Source organism: Sphingobium sp. LSP13-1-1.1 (assembly GCF_040676415.1).
In the GTDB taxonomy this organism is placed as follows: domain Bacteria; phylum Pseudomonadota; class Alphaproteobacteria; order Sphingomonadales; family Sphingomonadaceae; genus Sphingobium.
Genome location: NZ_JBEGHU010000003.1, coordinates 24,664 through 41,303 on the forward strand (window position 1 = coordinate 24,664; position 16,640 = coordinate 41,303).

18 protein-coding genes, 1 tRNA gene and 1 pseudogene are annotated in these 16,640 nt (G+C 62.4%); 6 read left to right on the plus strand and 14 right to left on the minus strand.

The features are described from left to right. The first annotated feature begins 189 nt into the window (after positions 1-189). The 3 genes from MRBLSP13_RS03600 (at position 190) to MRBLSP13_RS03610 (ending at position 2,471) form a co-directional block, all read left to right on the plus strand. Positions 190-564 carry a hypothetical protein gene (locus MRBLSP13_RS03600; protein ID WP_363752765.1) on the plus strand — a complete coding sequence of 125 codons (375 nt, stop codon included), beginning with the start codon at positions 190-192 and terminating at the stop codon, positions 562-564. A 1,255-nt stretch (positions 565-1,819) separates the two neighbouring features. Continuing rightward, the gene (locus tag MRBLSP13_RS03605; protein ID WP_363737479.1) at positions 1,820-2,062 is read left to right on the plus strand and encodes a hypothetical protein; all 243 of its coding nucleotides are present in this window, start codon (positions 1,820-1,822) and stop codon (positions 2,060-2,062) included. 94 nt (positions 2,063-2,156) lie between these two features. Then, positions 2,157-2,471 carry a hypothetical protein gene (locus MRBLSP13_RS03610; RefSeq protein WP_363737480.1) on the plus strand — a complete coding sequence of 105 codons (315 nt, stop codon included), beginning with the start codon at positions 2,157-2,159 and terminating at the stop codon, positions 2,469-2,471. On the opposite strand, the pseudogene MRBLSP13_RS03615 reads toward MRBLSP13_RS03610, so the two are convergent. Then, positions 2,447-3,167: pseudogene (locus MRBLSP13_RS03615) on the minus strand (IS3 family transposase); the annotation flags it as partial. The gene MRBLSP13_RS03610 and the pseudogene MRBLSP13_RS03615 overlap by 25 nt on opposite strands. Positions 3,168-3,466: 299 nt before the next feature. Here MRBLSP13_RS03615 and MRBLSP13_RS03620 point away from each other — a divergent pair. Genes MRBLSP13_RS03620 through MRBLSP13_RS03630 form a run of 3 tightly spaced genes read left to right on the plus strand, consistent with a single transcriptional unit; the run spans position 3,467 to position 4,271 of the window. Continuing rightward, positions 3,467-3,820 (plus strand): hypothetical protein, encoded by a 354-nt coding sequence (locus MRBLSP13_RS03620; RefSeq protein ID WP_363737481.1) that lies wholly within the window; start codon positions 3,467-3,469, stop codon positions 3,818-3,820. A gap of 31 nt (positions 3,821-3,851) precedes the next feature. After that, on the plus strand, positions 3,852-4,088 hold the full coding sequence (locus tag MRBLSP13_RS03625) for a hypothetical protein (protein WP_363737482.1): 237 nt from the start codon (positions 3,852-3,854) through the stop codon (positions 4,086-4,088). A 54-nt stretch (positions 4,089-4,142) separates the two neighbouring features. Then, a complete protein-coding gene (locus tag MRBLSP13_RS03630) occupies positions 4,143-4,271 on the plus strand; it encodes a hypothetical protein (RefSeq protein ID WP_363737483.1) in 129 nt (42 codons plus the stop codon). A gap of 421 nt (positions 4,272-4,692) precedes the next feature. Here MRBLSP13_RS03630 and MRBLSP13_RS03635 read toward each other — a convergent pair whose 3' ends face one another. The 13 genes from MRBLSP13_RS03635 to MRBLSP13_RS03695 all read right to left on the minus strand — a co-directional run bounded on the left by MRBLSP13_RS03635 (position 4,693) and on the right by MRBLSP13_RS03695 (position 16,619). After that, positions 4,693-5,067: a hypothetical protein gene (locus MRBLSP13_RS03635; protein ID WP_363737484.1), complete on the minus strand. Its 375-nt coding sequence runs from the start codon at positions 5,065-5,067 to the stop codon at positions 4,693-4,695. Between the two features lie 455 nt (positions 5,068-5,522). After that, positions 5,523-5,598, minus strand: a tRNA-Phe gene (locus MRBLSP13_RS03640). 51 nt (positions 5,599-5,649) lie between these two features. Further along, entirely contained in the window at positions 5,650-5,844 is a 195-nt protein-coding gene (locus MRBLSP13_RS03645) for a DNA gyrase inhibitor YacG (RefSeq protein ID WP_133652449.1), read from the minus strand. Then, positions 5,834-6,823, minus strand: a complete 990-nt coding sequence (locus MRBLSP13_RS03650; RefSeq protein WP_363752767.1) for a ribonuclease — start codon at positions 6,821-6,823, stop codon at positions 5,834-5,836. The genes MRBLSP13_RS03645 and MRBLSP13_RS03650 overlap by 11 nt, the downstream gene beginning before the upstream one ends. 6 nt (positions 6,824-6,829) lie before the next feature. Continuing rightward, complete coding sequence (locus MRBLSP13_RS03655) at positions 6,830-7,402, minus strand: Maf family protein (RefSeq protein WP_363752769.1); 573 nt, start codon at positions 7,400-7,402, stop codon at positions 6,830-6,832. 12 nt (positions 7,403-7,414) lie between these two features. Next, positions 7,415-7,633 carry a translation initiation factor IF-1 gene (gene infA / locus MRBLSP13_RS03660; RefSeq protein WP_003049127.1) on the minus strand — a complete coding sequence of 73 codons (219 nt, stop codon included), beginning with the start codon at positions 7,631-7,633 and terminating at the stop codon, positions 7,415-7,417. Positions 7,634-7,692: 59 nt separating this feature from the next. Beyond that, entirely contained in the window at positions 7,693-8,982 is a 1,290-nt protein-coding gene (locus tag MRBLSP13_RS03665) for an adenosylmethionine--8-amino-7-oxononanoate transaminase (protein ID WP_363752771.1), read from the minus strand. A gap of 135 nt (positions 8,983-9,117) precedes the next feature. After that, a complete protein-coding gene (locus tag MRBLSP13_RS03670; protein ID WP_414714635.1) occupies positions 9,118-9,516 on the minus strand; it encodes a DUF4168 domain-containing protein in 399 nt (132 codons plus the stop codon). A gap of 253 nt (positions 9,517-9,769) precedes the next feature. Continuing rightward, positions 9,770-11,785: a M13 family metallopeptidase gene (locus MRBLSP13_RS03675; protein ID WP_363752773.1), complete on the minus strand. Its 2,016-nt coding sequence runs from the start codon at positions 11,783-11,785 to the stop codon at positions 9,770-9,772. 146 nt (positions 11,786-11,931) lie between these two features. Next, on the minus strand, positions 11,932-12,543 hold the full coding sequence (gene bioD / locus MRBLSP13_RS03680; protein WP_363737490.1) for a dethiobiotin synthase: 612 nt from the start codon (positions 12,541-12,543) through the stop codon (positions 11,932-11,934). Then, positions 12,540-13,664 (minus strand): 8-amino-7-oxononanoate synthase, encoded by a 1,125-nt coding sequence (locus MRBLSP13_RS03685; RefSeq protein WP_363737491.1) that lies wholly within the window; start codon positions 13,662-13,664, stop codon positions 12,540-12,542. The genes bioD and MRBLSP13_RS03685 overlap by 4 nt, the downstream gene beginning before the upstream one ends. 198 nt (positions 13,665-13,862) lie before the next feature. Further along, positions 13,863-14,543, minus strand: coding sequence for a DUF2490 domain-containing protein (locus MRBLSP13_RS03690; protein ID WP_363737492.1), 681 nt, complete (start codon positions 14,541-14,543; stop codon positions 13,863-13,865). Between the two features lie 126 nt (positions 14,544-14,669). Then, positions 14,670-16,619: an alpha/beta hydrolase family protein gene (locus tag MRBLSP13_RS03695; protein WP_363737493.1), complete on the minus strand. Its 1,950-nt coding sequence runs from the start codon at positions 16,617-16,619 to the stop codon at positions 14,670-14,672. Positions 16,620-16,640: the final 21 nt, after the last annotated feature.

The window sequence follows — 16,640 nt, forward strand, 5'->3', positions numbered from 1 at the left end:
ATCGCTCACCGTTCACCATGCCTGACGAATTGATGCATGTGCTCGGGCGTTTCGTGTTACAATTCCTCATCACCCCGATCATGCCGCGGGCATGTTGTGACAGAGAGACCATCGTGCTCCCGCCTGCAACCGGGAGCAGCCTATGCCTGACGATCTGACCCGAAGCCGCTCCGCCGGTGCGAAGCCGTCATGACCATCCGCTCGACACGGAAACCCGTGACATTTTCGGCCCCTTTCCGCCTGACGGGTTTCGAGGAGCTTCTATCTGCGGGCACCTATGTGGTGGAAACGGACGAAGAAGTTCTGGAAGGTCAAGCCCATACAGGCTTCCGTCGGATTGCGACGACCATGCGTATCCGGACAGGCGCGACCATCGAGCATCACCAGATCGATCCTCGGGAATTAGAGGCCGCATTGCAGCGAGATCAGGATGCGGCTCGAGACAAGCTCATTTCAGCTGATCAGCTATCTCGGCAGTCCCGGCGCTCGGATAATTCCCCGCCAGCAGATTGGCGTTGGGTGCCTTTGTGGGTCCGTAACACACCCTCCCACCGCCGCAGTTAGACCAGCCATGTTCAACAGTTCAGCCATGTGCAGGCAACAGGCAGCTCATCACAAAAAAGCAGAATGTATCCAATACTTCCCAAAAGCCTGGAAAAGTTACTCTGGTCACTTTGAAAAGACGAATGCTTGAATGATCTCAGAAACGAAAACCATCATGATAGCTCGCCTTTTCCATTCTACTCACAATGCGCCGTGGCCCTACCTGGTAGCAGCCCTATAATGAGAGCCTGAGCACCCTTGCTCGCGGAGGGCCCCGCGTTGCCGACACGACGCGGGGCTTTTCTTATGTTCACCGAGGGGCCGACATTCAGCAAACAAACTGTTTCCGCTGGACACCGGTTGGGTGAACCATAAGGCTACAATCTCGGACTTGTGATCTTCAGTTCTGGAGACGTCACCCAAAATAATATTATCCAAAATGTTGGAATATCATGTCATAAATCAAAATGATTGCGATCCTGATAATCCCCACGATGCGGTCGAAATTTATAGGCGACGCCCAACCAAAATTCAGATATGAGATTCATATTGCGCGGAAACTGATGCAGGCATCCGCCGTGACTGAGAGACCATCGCGCTCCCGCTTGCCAAGTCGAGGAGCAGATCGTGAAAGACCTTAACGCTCGTTTGAAACGTGAGCAGCAAGAGCTGCTGCGTTCGCAAGCCGCTGCGCGCGCTTCAACGCTATTCCCTTCCGGACCGTTGGGACATCGGGCATGAGCCGAGCTGTCCATATCGATCAGACCCCGACCGCCGTCGAGGATCTGTGCAGAAAACATTCGTTCCGGGTTTCTACAGTGGAAGCCCTTTTATCAGGGGGCTCAAGAGTCGTTCTGCTGGACCCTCGCGATGCCGAGTCATTGCGCATCCTCATGAAGCACAAGCTGATCCTTGGCGGGGTAAGACGATCGCCCTCTCATATTGCACGCCAGTTGCCGCCCTCCGGCTCCCGGAGATAAGGGATGGAAAGATCCCGTTTGTTGGAACGCAGCAGAGTGATGGCGCTGAAAGAAGCGCTTTTAGCCAGTTGCCCCCGTCAAAGGAACCTGCATGAGGAGCAAGCCCGCGCCTACGCAAAGATCATCGACGTGTTGATCCGCGAAGGAAGGCAAGCCATCGCAGGCGTCCGCCCCCGGTAACGCTTCCGGCTATTTTCAGCCAACGTCCAGCACTGCGGATTGTCGGAACAGTAGCCAGTTTCCGATGCTGTCTGGATGCCGGGGCCAAGGCTGTGCCAGGCAGATCAGGATATCGAATGCGCCTGCAGGTAGAAGCAAGGCTCGCCTATCACATGCCGCACACGGCCGATGTGCTTCTGGCGGTCGAAGGCGCGCAGATGACGGAACAGCGTTTGGTGAAGGACCTGCTCACAGTCAGCGGCTGCGAACCGTGCCGGGCGATGGCGGGATTGGTCGCAGAACCTGGGCCTGCACACGAGGCGATTTTATGGCGGAATATCGTGGAACGTTCGATGTGGAACGAGGAGCCATGTCTCTAGTCAAGCGGGCTATTTCCCCGCACCCAGATCTTCCCGCGCATGTCATACTCTCTGGCCTAGCCGCTTCTGCCAATCCGACCGTTTCATATCCTTCGTGGCACGTGAGTTCGAGGATCTGGAAGGCGGGACGAAGATCGAGGCCATCGCGGCATGGATACGCCACAACATCGACTATCGGCTGGGCTACGTCATCGGGATAGGGCTGGGCTTCCTTACTTTCCACCTGCCCAACGCCGCCAAGCTGTCCCGGACAGGTGACGGGTTCGTCTCCCTGGGTGCCGCGCTCCTTGCATATGGCCTCACCCAACTGGCACATGGGTATGGCTTTCTCGCCGTTTTCGTAGCGGCGCTTTGCCTTCGTCATGCCAGCCGCGACCACAGCTACAGGTCGATTACGACGGCCAGATAAGCGAAGCCTTCCAGGGTGCGAATGTAGGTGATGTCTGTCACCCAGGCCCGGTCTGGTGCACCCACGTCGAACTGGCGATCGAGGGTGTTGTCGATCGCCAGGGACGGCTTGCCGCCATAGCTGCCGGGCCTGCGCTTGTAGCCGATCTGCGCCTTGATGCCCGCCAGCATGGTCAACCGGGCAACGCGATTGGGGCAGCAGGTCTCGCCGTGATCCAGCAGATCGTCATGCAGCTTGCGGTAGCCATAGACCTTGCCGCTGTCCTTCCAGGCCCGCCGGATCAACGCGGTCTGCCGAGCATCTTCCTGGGCCCGTTGGCTCAGCGGACTCTTCTGCCAGGCATAAAAACCGCTGGGCTGGATGCGCAGGCACCGACACATCGACCGAACCTTGAACTGGTCACGATGCTCGGCAACAAACGCGTATCTCACTTTGCATCCCTGGCGAAATACGCGGTGGCTTTTTTAGGATGTCGCGCTCCTCGGTCACCCGGGCCAACTCGCGCTTCAACTGGCGGATCTCGACATCCTTGCCCGCATCGCCAGACACTTGCCGGGCCAGCTGCCGCTTCCATGCATACAGCAAGTGCTGACTGACGCCGAGCCGCTGCGAGACCTCGGCTACCGGATACCCGCGCTCGGTGATCTGGGCCATCGCGTCACACTTGAACTCATCACTGAAATTGGGCTTCCCCATCATCGCCTCCTGTCCTCAAAATTAGGATCGAAGGCGTCCAGAAATCTAGGGGCTACTCAATCGTTCTACATGGCATCACCGTAACTCCGTCCCTCCAGCTTCTCGATCGATGGCAGGCGCGGCGTCAATCTTCGCAGTGATGGCAGGAGGAAGAGGGTGTTCCGATAGCGCTTCAATGCTGAGTAGAAAGTGCTCTTGTCCCCAACCCCAACGTGCTACTGTAGGGCATCCCGGTTCGACTCATCCAGACAGGCCGGGGCTGAGAGACACAGGCGCTCCCGTTTGGCGAGGAGTGCACAATGTCCGCATCTGAAAGCTCTAATCCATCATTATTACTTCGCCAGGCCCGCAGGCAGGCTGATGCCGAGCGACGGTGGCTCGCCCTTGGAGCCGCGCGAGAACGCTCGCGGAGCGCGGCTGCCATTTCGCGTGACCGTAAACGCCAGCTCACGTCGGCGATTGACAGCTGGGAGAATGAGGGTGGAACGGCAATTGGCGTTGCCATGTCATTAAGACCCAAGCCTCTCCGGTTCACTAAGATCCAGTGGTGCGCTGATCTATTTCGTGACGATACCACGACGCGTGCGGCCATTATCAACGGCCTCCTCATGGTGATAGCAGGAACAGTAGCCATCATATTGCTGAATAATTGAGCCCCCCATATTTACAGCGATTGGCAGAAAAATGGATGCTACACCAAAAGGACTGGCGAACGCCGAGTTTCGGCTGACGCCGGGACTGACCTGTGACCTCGACAAGCTACAGGAACTTCAGGATCTCCTCTATGCTGCCCGCGATGCGCTGGCACGTGGAGAAGCGCTGTCTACGGTCGAGAGGCAGCGATTGAACGGTGCGCTCGACAACCTCATGGTCTTGAGAAACAGCAACAATGCGCCACCGGGTGCCCCCCAACGCATCTGAACGAGCGAAGCAGCACAGCCCATACATCTGACGTCCAATGCAAAGGAACACACCATGGCCAAAAGCCAGAAAAGATCCAACCGTGAAGTTCGCAAACCCAAGGCGGAGAAATCCAAAAAGCAGAATGCGTCCAACCCGTCGCAGAAGCCCGGCGCGCTCGGCATCGTTACCCTGAAAAGCTGATTGCACTAGGAGGCGCGGCGGGTGTTTCAAAAGCGTCCGCCAACTCGTTCATCAGGTCCGATCAGGCAGGCCGCCCATGCTGTGCGGTCGCCTACATGTCATATTGCTCTACCTCACTGTTCGTCAGAACTTCTTTCCTCGTCATGGCCGGGGGTGAGAAGCTATGCTTCCTCATCGCGAGCGCGGCTCCGAGCGTCCTCCTCCTCTTCCAAGCGGAATTCCAGAGCAATCGCTGCATCTTCGGGGCTGAGTGCTTCAGACGTCCCTGCCTCACGCGCCTCAGCCTCGGCAGCCTGCGCCTCCCAAACATTGGCGGCTCGCAGGGCAGCCCGGCGTACCTGTTCAAGATGAGAAGCGGCGGCAACCTGACGATGGTATGCCGCCTCTCGTCTGCACATTGTTGAACTGTTGGTCATTGCGCCTACCTCTTACCGTCAGGTGGCGCGTTGCGCACCCAAAGCGACACCCATCGCGCCGCAGCGGACGGCGAACCGCTGGCCGGCTTCGCCTGATCTGCGGCCGAGGCGGGCGGCCTCCCCCGCGGTGGCGCAGCCTTTTGATCGCTTTCCAGTGCAGCAGCGAGATCGGCGGGATCGATCGGGTGATACTCTATGGCAGAACCCATTTGGATCCGCAGCCCCGTAGCGGTGCGATGAAAGCCCGTATGGTTATTGCCCTCCAACATCTCTTCGGTGGTTTCCACTTCGTAGGGACCCGCCGGCAAGGGGGCTTCGAATCCGGGTAGCCGGAATGGTTTGGTGAAGGTCACCGTTTTACGCGTCGTGCGGACGGTCATGATCGCTTCCGCTGGAGAAGAGGGGGCGTTTTTTGTCGGCGGGCATCGGTATCTCCTGCTTGCAGGCGCGAGCACGATGGTCTCTCTGTCACGATATGCCTGGGAAGGATCAGGGTGATAGCCCGTTGTAGCACAGCCGTTCCCGGCGGGGCGCATCTATTCGTCCGGAGCAGACGAGAATCCTGCTCGGCTATAATTCCAAGCCTGTAGGCACCGCCGCGATCCGTTACATCCTGTTTTACCGGCTTCCTTGAGGATCGCATCGATCATGGCTTGCCAGACGTTGATCGCGTTAGCATCTGCGGCGGCACCGTCGCCTCCAGTTGATCATTCCATTCTGTAAGCGGCATCCTGCATCTTATCGCTTCGACTGTGTAGCAGAACTGTGAGGGAGCGAGGGTTAGAAGACCGCCTTTTGGACGATTTTTCAACGATTTCAGTGGGATGACGACAAATGGTGCCCGGGGACGGAGTCGAACCGCCGACACTGCGATTTTCAGTCGCATGCTCTACCAACTGAGCTACCCGGGCATGGCGGCCGGTGAGGATCACCGGGCCTTTGGTGAGGCGTGCCTATAGGCATCAGGCCGGGGTGCTGTCTACCCCATCCTCGTCACTTTTTTTCATCTCGTCATCGACCGGGCGGCCGGGTACGCGATAGCCCTCGCCCAGCCATTGCAGAAGATCGCGGTCGCGGCAGGCCTTTCCGCAGAAAGGGCGGGTTTCGAGAGCCGAAGGCTGGCCGCAGACGGGGCAGGAGGAAGCTTTAGGAGACATGGCCCGCCGATATGGCGAGCGTCGCGTCCGCCTTCAAGCCGATTGCGCCGCCGCGGCGGCGGGCGAGGGTCTCGATCCAGTCGGTCGCCTTGTGCAGCCGGTCGATGATCGCAGGTGCGGCCGTGATCGTCGCGGGACCGCCATTGCCGTGGCGTTCGGCGCGGCGCAGCAGCGCCAGCGCCGCCGTTTCGACCGGATCGGCGCGGAGCAGTTCCATGAGGTTCATGCGCTCCCGCCGGCGGATGACCTGGACGAAGCCGAAGCCATTGACCGCCGTGCGCTCAAAGGGCAGCGGCAGATATTTGTCGATCTGGGCCGAGGCGACGGCGCGCTCGTCCTTGTTGTTCATCGTCGGCAGGTCGATGCCGATCGAGCCGGTCAGCCCCAGGCGGCGGATCGCCAGCGCGGCCAGTTTCGCGCCCTTCGGGCCCAGCTTGGCAGGCGGCATGGAGCCGTCGACGTCTATCAGGATCATCGCAGGCGTGGGGAAGATGCGCAGGGCGGCTTCCTCCGTGCCGATATCGCCGGAGATCGCCTCTTCCATCAATTCGCTCCAGCCATGGGCCTCCAGCCGGTCCTCTTCATGCGCAGGGCACGGAATGATGGGCAGGCCGGTGGCGCGCAGGCGCTGGAGCAGGCTGGGGGCGGGGTGCGCTTTCGAGCCGGGCTGGGCTATGCGGGCCTTGGCGAGCTTTGCGCGCCCTTCCTCCGGGATCGCCTCGCGCAGGATTTCCAGCAGCACGGTGGCGCCCTCTGCAATCTTGGGCGGAATGGGTTCGACCAGCACTTCCTCGCCGGAGATCAGGCGGGCGATGCCGCGCTTCTTGGGGATGACGGTGCGGACCAGCTTGCCCTGGATCATCGCGCCGGCGCGTGCGGCGTCGCTGTCCCGCTCGATCTGTGCTTCGACGAGCTGGCCCTTTTCGATCAGCGCGGCGCGGGCCTCGCCAATGCCTTCTTCATAGAGCCATTCGGCCATAAGCGGTTAATCCAGTGGATAGCCCGCTGCCTTCAGCAGCGCGCAGGTTTCGTAAAGGGGCAGGCCCATGATGGCGCTGTGGCTGCCTTGTATGGCGCGGATGAGGCCGGCGGCGCGGCCCTGTATCGCATAGCCGCCCGCCTTGCCGCGCCATTCCTGCGCGGCGATATAGGCTTCGATTTCGGCGCGATCGAGATGCTTGAAGGTGACGATGTTGGTCGAGAGGCGGTGGCGCGCCTTCCCCTCCGCATCGATCAGCGTGATCGCGCTGAACACGCGGTGGCGGCGGCCGGACAGGAGTTGGAGGCACGCGCGCGCTTCGGCTTCCGTTTCCGTCTTGGGCAGGATGCGGCGCCCGGCGGCGACCACCGTATCACCTGAAAGGACCAGCGCACCGGGATGGCGCTGCGCCACGACAGCCCCCTTCTCAGCGGCGACGCGGGTCGCGTAGGCGGCGGGGAGTTCGCCCTTCAGGGGCGTTTCATCAAGGTCAGCCGGGTCCACCGCGTCCGGAGACGCGCCGATCTGACCCAGAAGTTCACACCGTCTAGGAGAAGCCGAAGCAAGGATGAGCCGCATGCGTGGGGCGGCTTATTTGAAGCGGTAGGTGATCCGACCCTTAGTCAGGTCGTAGGGGGTCAGTTCGACCAGCACTTCGTCGCCCACCAGCACGCGGATGCGGTTCTTGCGCATCTTGCCGGCGGTGTGGCCGAGGATCTCGTGATCATTTTCAAGCCGCACGCGGAACATGGCGTTGGGGAGAAGCTCCACAACCTGTCCGCGCATTTCAAGCAGTTCTTCTTTTGCCATAATATCCTGGAAAGCCGAAAAATCGCGTCGCCATAGCGTCAAAATGCGGAAAAAGAAAGTCAGGCGGAACGCCCGAACTTTTCACCGGCTTTTTGTAGCACCGCAAAGACGTGATCGAGCTGATCTGCGTCAAGGCAATAGGGCGGCATCAGATAGATGGTGTTTCCCAGCGGCCGCAGCAAGAGGCCGTTTTCATGGGCAAAGGCGCGCAGTCGCGGGGCGACGTCGGAAAGATAGCCGGCGTCCGGTGTGATCAGGTCGATGGCGGCGATGGCGCCCAAGCGGCGCGGTCGGGCGAAGGCGGGATGCGCGGCGAGCGTTTCGAGTCGCTGCGCCATGCCCTGGCCGAGCGCTGCAACGCGGCCCAGCACATCCTCCTGCCGCCAGATGGCGAGATTGGCTGCGGCGGCGGCGCAGGCGATGGCATTGGCCGTATAGCTGCTCGAATGATAGAAGAGGCGGGCGCGGTCTGTGGACTTGTGCGCGTCGAAGATGCGCGGTGTGGCGAGGGTAGCGGCGAGCGGGATTGCGCCGCCGGTGATCCCCTTCGCCACCGCCATGATGTCGGGCACCACGCCGGCCTGTTCGCAGGCGAAGAGGGTGCCGGTGCGGCCCCAGCCGGTCATGACCTCGTCGGCGATGAAGAGGACGTCGTGGCGGGCGCAGATCGCCGCCATGTCGCGCAGGACGGCGGCCGGGTAGATCAGCATGCCCCCGGCGCCCAGGACCAGGGGCTCGACGATGAAGGCGGCTGGCCCCTGCGCGCAGGCGGCCTCCAGCGCGTCGAGCGTCGCCTGTTCCTTGCCCTCATGGGGAAAGGGGATGGTGTCGACATCGAACAACAGCGGCGACCAGGCGGCGTTATAGACGCCGCGTTCGCCCACCGACATGGTGCCGATGGTATCGCCATGATAGCTGTGCTGGAGGACGAGGATGCGGTGGCGCGGCTCGGCAAGACCGTCCAGCGCGCGGTTGTGCCAGTAGCCGAGCGCCATTTTCAGCGCTACCTCGACCGCGGTCGAGCCACTGTCGGAGAAGAAGACATGGGCGAGCGGATCGCGACCGGCAGCCTTGGGCGCCAGTTCGACCAGTCCGCGCGCCACCTCTTCCGCCGGTTCATGGGTGTAGCCGGCGAAGATAAGCTGGTCGAGCCGCCCCGCCTGCTGGGCGATCGCCGCGGCGATGCGGGGATCGCAATGGCCGTGCGTCGTCACCCACCAGCTGGATATGCAGTCGATCAACGTGCGGCCATCGGCCAGATGCAGCAAGGCCCCCTCCGCCCGGTGGACGAGGGGGATCGGCTCTTTCAGGCCATGCTGGAAAAAGGGGTGCCAGACAGGGGAGGTCATGGCCGCTGTCTAGAGCCTTTTCGCGCTGGGCGAAAAGGCTCTGTCTCCCGATGCGGCATTTTGGTTTGGCCAGCCCCGCAGGTCAGCCTGAAAATGCTGCGGGGCCGATGACGTCCATCCCTTGCAATGTCCCGCTTACTGGGCCGGCGGCGCTGCAGGCGAGGCGGGAGCCGCGTCCGTCGCTGGCGCCGCCGGAGCGGCGGGCTGTGCCGGAGCCGCCGCCTGGATCTTCTGCTGAAGCGCAGGGTCAGCCGCGGCTGCCTGACCGATCTGGTTGAATTTTTCCGGCGGCATGCCCGATGCCTGGAGCGCGGCCAGCATCTTGGGCTGCTTTTCGGCTTCGGCGATGGACGTATCCTGCTGAATCTTCGTCACCTCGACCGCCGCGGCGGCGAACTGCTTGATTTCGGCATCGCTGAAACTGCTTGACCCTGCGGCTGGCGCAGCCGGGGTTGCCGGCGTGGCGGGAGCCGCAGGCGCAGCGGCATCCTGAGCCAGCGCCGGACCCGCAACGGCCAGTGCGATCGAAGCCATGCCGCTCTTCAGAATGATCGATTTCAGATCCGTCAAATTTCTTCTCCTCAAACTTAGCCAGACTTTGAACGCCAAGCTGAGGAAGAGGTTGTCCGGATTAAAGGGCGATCCGACAAACTGTTGCATTTAAGAGACGGTCAACAAATAAAACGCGGTTAATCGTCCATGTGTCACGATTCACCGCCCGGCATATTTGTTACGACAGGAAAACGAAAACGGGGCCGGAATCATCCTCCGGCCCCTGTTCCCGTCCTTACCAGATCTTCACGCGATCTTGCGGCGCAAGATAGATCTTGCCGCCCGGTTGCGGCTTGAAGGCCGAATACCATTGATCGAAATTGCGGACCGTGTCGGCGCGATATTGTGACGGCGAATGCGGATCGGTGACGAGCCGCTGGCGCAGATTGGGTTCGCGATAATTGCGGCGCCAGACCTGCGCCCAGCCCAGGAAGAAGCGTTCGTCGCCGGTCGTGCCGTCGATCACCGGCGCGGGCTTGCCGCCCAGCGAGGCGTGATAGGCATCGAGCGCCACGGCGACCCCGGCCAGGTCGCCAATATTCTCTCCCAGCGTGAAGGCGCCCTTCACATGTGCTCCGGGAAAGGGTTCATAGGCATCATATTGCTTGACCAGCTTGTCGGTCAGCGCCTTGAAATTGGCGACGTCCTGATCGCTCCACCACTGGTTGAGCTTGCCCGTCTCGTCATATTTCGCGCCCTGATCGTCGAAATGATGGCTGAGTTCATGGCCGATCACCGCGCCGATGCCGCCATAATTGACCGCCGGGTCGGCATGGGGATCGAAGAAGGGCGGTTGCAGGATCGCGGCGGGGAAGACGATCTCCACCATGCCGAAATTGGCATAGGCGTTGATCTCCATCGGGGTCATGCCCCATTCCCAGCGATAGATGGGCTTGCCGAGCTTGCCCATCTGATAGTCGAATTCGAACTGGTTGGAGCGCAGCGCATTGCCGAACAGGTCGTCGCGCCTGATCGTCAGGCCCGCATAATCGCGCCATTTGTCCGGATAGCCGATCTTGGGCGTGAAGGCGGCGAGTTTCTTGTGGGCGCGGGCCTTGGCGGCGTCGCTCATCCAGCTGAGGCCGTCGATGCGGCGGCCCATGGCGGCGATCACGTTCCGGACGAGCTGGTCCATCGCCGCCTTGGTTTCGGGCGGGAAATATTTGGCGACATAGACCTTGCCCACTTCCTCGCCCATGGAGGATTTGAGGAAGTCGACCGCCTGCTTCCACCGGGCCTCGCGTTCCGGCGTGCCCGACAGGGTGGTGCCGTAAAAGGCGAAATTCTCATTGGCGATGGCGTCGGGCAACTGGTCGGCATAGCCATGCAGCGTGCGCAGCAGCAGCGCGTCCCTGAGGACGCCGACCGGCGCCTTGGCGATCAGCGCGGCTTCGCCGGCGACGGCGCTGGGCTGGGACACCAGCAATTCCTTGGGCGCGAGCTTGTTGGCGGCGAAATAGGCGGTGAAGTCGAAGCCGGGCGCGGCCTTTTGCAGCTCCGCCAGGGTCATCTTGTTATAGGTCTTGTCGGCGTCGCGGCTGTCGACCTGGGTCCAGTGGACCCTGGCAATTTCGGTTTCGAGGGCCATAAGCGCGGCGGCGCGGGCCTTGGCATCGGCTTCTCCGGCCAGGGTCAGCATCTTTTCCAGATGCGCGACATAGGCGGTGCGGATCGCCCCCATCTTGGCGTCGGGTTCCAGGTAGAAGTCGCGGTCAGGCAGGCCCAGGCCCGACTGGTGCAGGACCAGGATGTAGGTTTCGGGATCCTTGTCGTCCTGGTTGACGTAGAAGCCGAAGGGGCCGTCAATCCCCGCGCGCGCGGCTTCGGCGGCGAGCCTGGCATAGGCTGCCTTGTCCTTGACCGCCCTGATCCTGTCGATCCATGGCCGGACGGGGAACAGGCCCTTCTTTTCGACGGTCGCGGCGTCGAGATAGCTGGCATAGGCATTGCCGATCTTGCTGCCGGGGTCCGCCTGCGCAGCTTCGAGAATGCCTCTGGTCCGCTCGCGCGACAGGTCGTCCAGCGTGTTGAAGGCGCCGTAATTGGACTTGTCCGCCGGGATGGGCGTGTTCTTCGCCCATGTGCCGTTGGCATAGTCGTAGAAATCGTCGCCGGGCTTCACCGACTTGTCCATGCCGGCACTATCGAAGCCATAGCTGCCATAGGTCGGTTTTGCGGCGGGGTCGGTCTGGGCGACGGACGCGCCGCCCATCAGCGCAACTGCCGCCGCGCCGAGGAGAAGATATCGCATAAAAGCTTTCCCTTGCTTTCTGGCCGGGACGCTTGCGGGCGCCCCCTGATGGCGGGGAGTTGAACGCCCGGGGGCGGCCATGTCCATGTCGTTGGTCGAAAAATCCGGCTTGCTCGCGGCTTTGGTCGCGGGAAGCAGGATGTGCTTCAGGGCAGATTTATGGACTTGAAGGCGGTCTTCAGCGTTCCCGCATCCAGCGGATCGATATAGGGCAAGCGGCCGAGGCCGCGCACCTTTCCCAATATCGGAATGATCCGCTCATTCTCTGCATGCGCGTCGCCGATGAATGCGATGCCGGCAATGGGAATCGCCCGCGTGCGCAGGGCCTCTATGCTGAGCAGGCTGTGGTTGATCGTGCCCAGCCCCGTCCGCGCGCACAGGATCACCGGCAGGCCCCAAAGTGCGAACAGGTCGATCATCAGCAGCGATTCGCTGACCGGGACCATCAGGCCGCCTGCCCCCTCGACCACCAGCGTGCCGTCCACCTTCGGCAGGGCGAGCCGCTCAGCCGTGATTTCGATCCCGTCGATCCGCGCCGCCAGATGGGGCGAGGCGGGAGTGGTCAGGCGATAGGCCTCCGGCAGGATATGGGAGGGGGGCAGGCCCGACAGGGCGGCCACCCGCTCCTTGTCCCCCTCAGGATCGACGCCCGCCTGCACCGGCTTCCAATAATGAGCGCCAAGCGCACCCGCCAGCCCTGCGGCGAAGACGGTCTTGCCGATGTCGGTATCGATGCCGGTGACGATGAAGCCGTTCACGCCGCCACCCGCCTCAGCGTTTCCCCCAGGGCGGCGATGTCGGCGCGTCCCACGTTCAGCGTCAGCGAGATGCGCAGCCGGCTGGTGCCCGGCGGCACGGTGGGTGGACGGATGCCGCGCACGTCGAAGCCGGCCTGCTGCAGGGCGGCGGCGGCGGCCATGGCGCGGCGGTCCTCGCCCAATATGATCGGCACGATCTGGCTGCGCGGGGCTGGCAGGCCGAGCGGCGCGCAGATATTTTCGCTTGCGTCGACCATCAGCGTCTTCAACCTTTCGCGCAGGTCGCCCGCCTGCTTGATCCGGTCCAGCGCGGCGGAGGCCGCCACCGCCATGAGTGGCGAGGGCGCCGTCGAGAAGATGAAGGCGCGCGCCCGGTTGATGAGATAGTCGACCAGAATGCGCGGTCCGCAGATCAGCGCGCCCTCCACGCCCATCGCCTTCCCGCAGGTGTGCAGTGTGACGACATTGTGCAGCCCGTCCAGCCCGGCCGACAGCCCGCGTCCGGATGGGCCGAAGACGCCCGTGCCATGGGCTTCGTCCAGGATCAGCATGGCGTCATGCTTCGCCGCCAGCGCCGCGAGGTCGCTGAGCAGGGCCAAGTCGCCATCCATCGAGTAGAGCGTTTCGACCGCGATCCACACGCGCCCCTTGCCGCCCTCCAGCCGCCAGGCGGCAATCAGGTCGGCAAAGCTCTGTACATCATTGTGGCGGGCGAAGACGGCGACGGCCTTCGACATGCGGAGGCCGTCATGGACGCTGGCATGGATCAGCTCGTCCGCGACGATCAGGTCGCCGCGCTGCGGCAGGGTGGAGAACAGCGCGAGATTGGCGGCGAAGCCGTTGGCCATGAACAGCGCCGCCGGGGTACGGAAGAAATCGGCGGCCTTCGCCTCCAGCCCTTCATGTTCGGGCGCATTGCCGCGCAGCAGGCGCGACCCGCCCGATCCCACCGGCACGCCGCGCGCCACCGCATCAGCCACCGCCTGACCGATGATCGGATCGCCGGCAAGGCCCAGATAATCGTTCGAGGCAAAGTCCCGCCCGGCGCGAGGGGTGAGGCTGCGCAGGCGGCCGCGCCTTTCCAGCGCGGCGAGCTGCGAGCGGAAGGGTTCGCTGGTCATGGCGCGGCCTATAGGCTTGCCACGCGGGGGCGGGCAAGCCCGACCGCCGATCCGCCGGTTCGCTTCGGCTGTGGACGGGACGGGACGAGGGGGGCGGCCGACGTTCCGGTTCGGTCCGGGCAAAGCGTGCTCCCGCCTGCGCAGGAGCACATGCCGATCAATGGCAATCAATGGCCAGGACAGGCCCCATGTCGCAGATCAGAAGGAAAAGCCCAGCGAGAAGGAGGCGACATTGTCATTGCTGTCGTCGGCGCCCGGCCGGAAACCATGCTGGTGAAGATAGCCGATCTCCGCATTCACATTCTTCGCGAGCGGGGTGGTGATGGCGATCTGGTTGCGCATCCGCTCCTCCCCCTGGACCCGCTGGAAATTGGTGGTGTTGAAATCGATGAAACTTTCATGGCTGAGCACCAGCGCGGTCTTGCCGCCTTCCCTGAACGGCAGCACATATTTGACATAGGGACGCAGCCGCCAGGCCGTGCCGTCGATCCCTTCGCGCCAGCGTTCCTCCAGCCGCAGGCGGGCGCTGAGCTGGCCGGGTCCGATCTTCACGATATTGTCGAAGGTCACCTGCTGCCGCCCGCGATGCTCCATCACCGCGAAATCGCCGGCATTATAATTGGGGTCGTGGGTATAGCCGGCCCAGACCGTCACCTTCTTGCCGATCTTGTAGCCGATCAGCGAATTCATCTCGACCTCGTACAGCCCGTCGCGATCGTTGCTGAAGCGGGCGACGACCTCCTGCGAGAAACGCCAGTGATCGCTCAGCTTCACCGTCGCGCTGGCGGTGGTCCAGAGCTGTTCGTCCTCGCTGGCGTGGGCCACGGCCGGAGCAGCCAGCAGGGCGAGCGCGGGCAGCAGCTTGCAGGTCAGTCGCATGATCAATTCTCCCCTCCGCCAGGCTGGCGAACGAGGGCCCACTATGACCATTGCGTTACAGTCTTGTGACTATGATATTTCTAATTTGTGACTTTCTGGCCTGCGCGGGATGGCGCGTGCGCCTGGTCAGGCCGGATTATGCTCCTTCAGAAAGGCGTCCATGCGCTGGAGAAAGTCCAACCGATCCGCCTGGCGGGAAAAGAAATGGTCGGCCAGCGGCTGTTCAACATAGATATAGTCGCGCCCGGCGATTTTACCTGCTGCCTTCAGTTTCTCCGCCATTTCGCGTGACTGACTCACCTGTACCCGCCGATCCTTCCTGCCATGCATCAGCAGGATAGGTGTGGACAATTGCCCCGCGAAGTTAATCGGAGAAACGGAAGCAAAATCGGGCGCCTGTTGCTTCATCCAATCCTTCCGCGTGCCATGATTGAGGAAGCGGCCGTCATAGCGCATCATCGCCGAAAGGTCGGAGACCCCTGCATAAGAAATGGCGCAACGATAGCGGCCGCCATCGCGCTGCGCCCCGCGCATCGCCGCATAGCCGCCATAGGACGCGCCGACGATGCAGACCCGTTTCGCATCGGCGATTCCCTCCTTCACCGCCCAGTCGACCGCGTCGTTGAGGTCGTCCTGCATGGCAAGGCCCCATTGCCCCTCCCCTTTTTCCGCAAGGGCGGTACCATAACCGGAAGAGCCCCGATAATTGGGCTGCAGCACCGCATAGCCGCGATAGGCCAGGAACTGCACCCACCAGTCCCATTCTTCGCTGTCGCGCGCAAAGGGGCCGCCATGCGGCATCAGGATCAACGGCAGATTTTTTGGGTCCCTGCCTGCTGGCAGGGTCAGCACCGCAGTGATCTCCAGCCCGTCGCGGGCCTTGTAACGAATCGTCCTGACCGGCGAGAGATGGATGCCGGGACCGAAATTCTGGCTGATCTTCGACAGGCTGCTCATCACGCCGGCGGAGGTGTCGTAATAATAATAGGTTCCCGGCTGGTCCGCGCTGCCGACGTGCACGATCATGCGCTGATGGTCCCGGCTGGCGGACACGATGCGGGCGCGACGCTGGGCGCCGACCGCCTTGTCGATATCGGCCTGAATCTTCGCCAGCCCCTCATCGAACCAGTGGACTTCCGGCCCGTCGGCCGTATAGCGCACCCCGGCAAGGCCCGTACCAGCCGTATCGCGCTCTATCCCGTCGATGTCGAAACCGGGTGCGGCGAAGATCTTCTTCCCCAATTCCAGTCTGGTCAGATCATATTCGTACAGGGCATTGGTGCCTTCATGGTCGTCACTGGCGATCGCCTTGCCGGGATCGGCGGTGAAAAGCATCGGCACGACCATGGATTCGTCGCGTCGGCGGTTGGCCCGGTCGATCACCCGGAAGTTCGAGCGCCCATCGTCACGATAGAGAAGCTTCGCCATCCGCGTCGTATCTTCATAGCCGACCCCCATGCGCACCGCGCCGGTCGCATCGGCATACCATGACATGACATTCCGGCGCGGCTGCACCACCGGGCGCATCCTTCCGTTGGTGACGTCCACCTCGTCAACCTGCGGCCAGAAACCGGCTTCATCGTCGTAGATGGATGACTGATAGGCCAGCAGGATGCGAGGGCTGCCATCGCTGGCAACCCATATGACATCGTCGCCATTCTGCGCCGCCACATTCTTGGCCAGTATGTTGATCTTCGACCCGTCTCGTTTGATGCTGGCGACGCGGCTGATCGACCAAGGCATGCCCTGCACGCTGGTTTCGCTGCCTATGCCGGCAATCAGCCAGTCGTCATTGACCCAGCGCCACCAGTTCAGGTCGTTTTCTCCCAAGGACAGCGTGCGAACACGGTTGGGCTCGTCTGCGATGGAAGCGATCATCAGCAGCAGCTCGCCGTTGCGTGCCACCCTGGCAGCCAGGTGCATCCCATTGGGCGAGAGTTGCGGTTCCACCATCATCGGCAGTTCGGCAAAGGCCTCGACCGGCCATTCCTTGCGCGGCGCGGGTGCCGTCTCGGCTCTGGCGGACACGCAAAGCTGCGCGAGCAGGACGCCCGCGACGACAGAAAACCCCCTCAATCTTTCCCCCGTAAAATAATA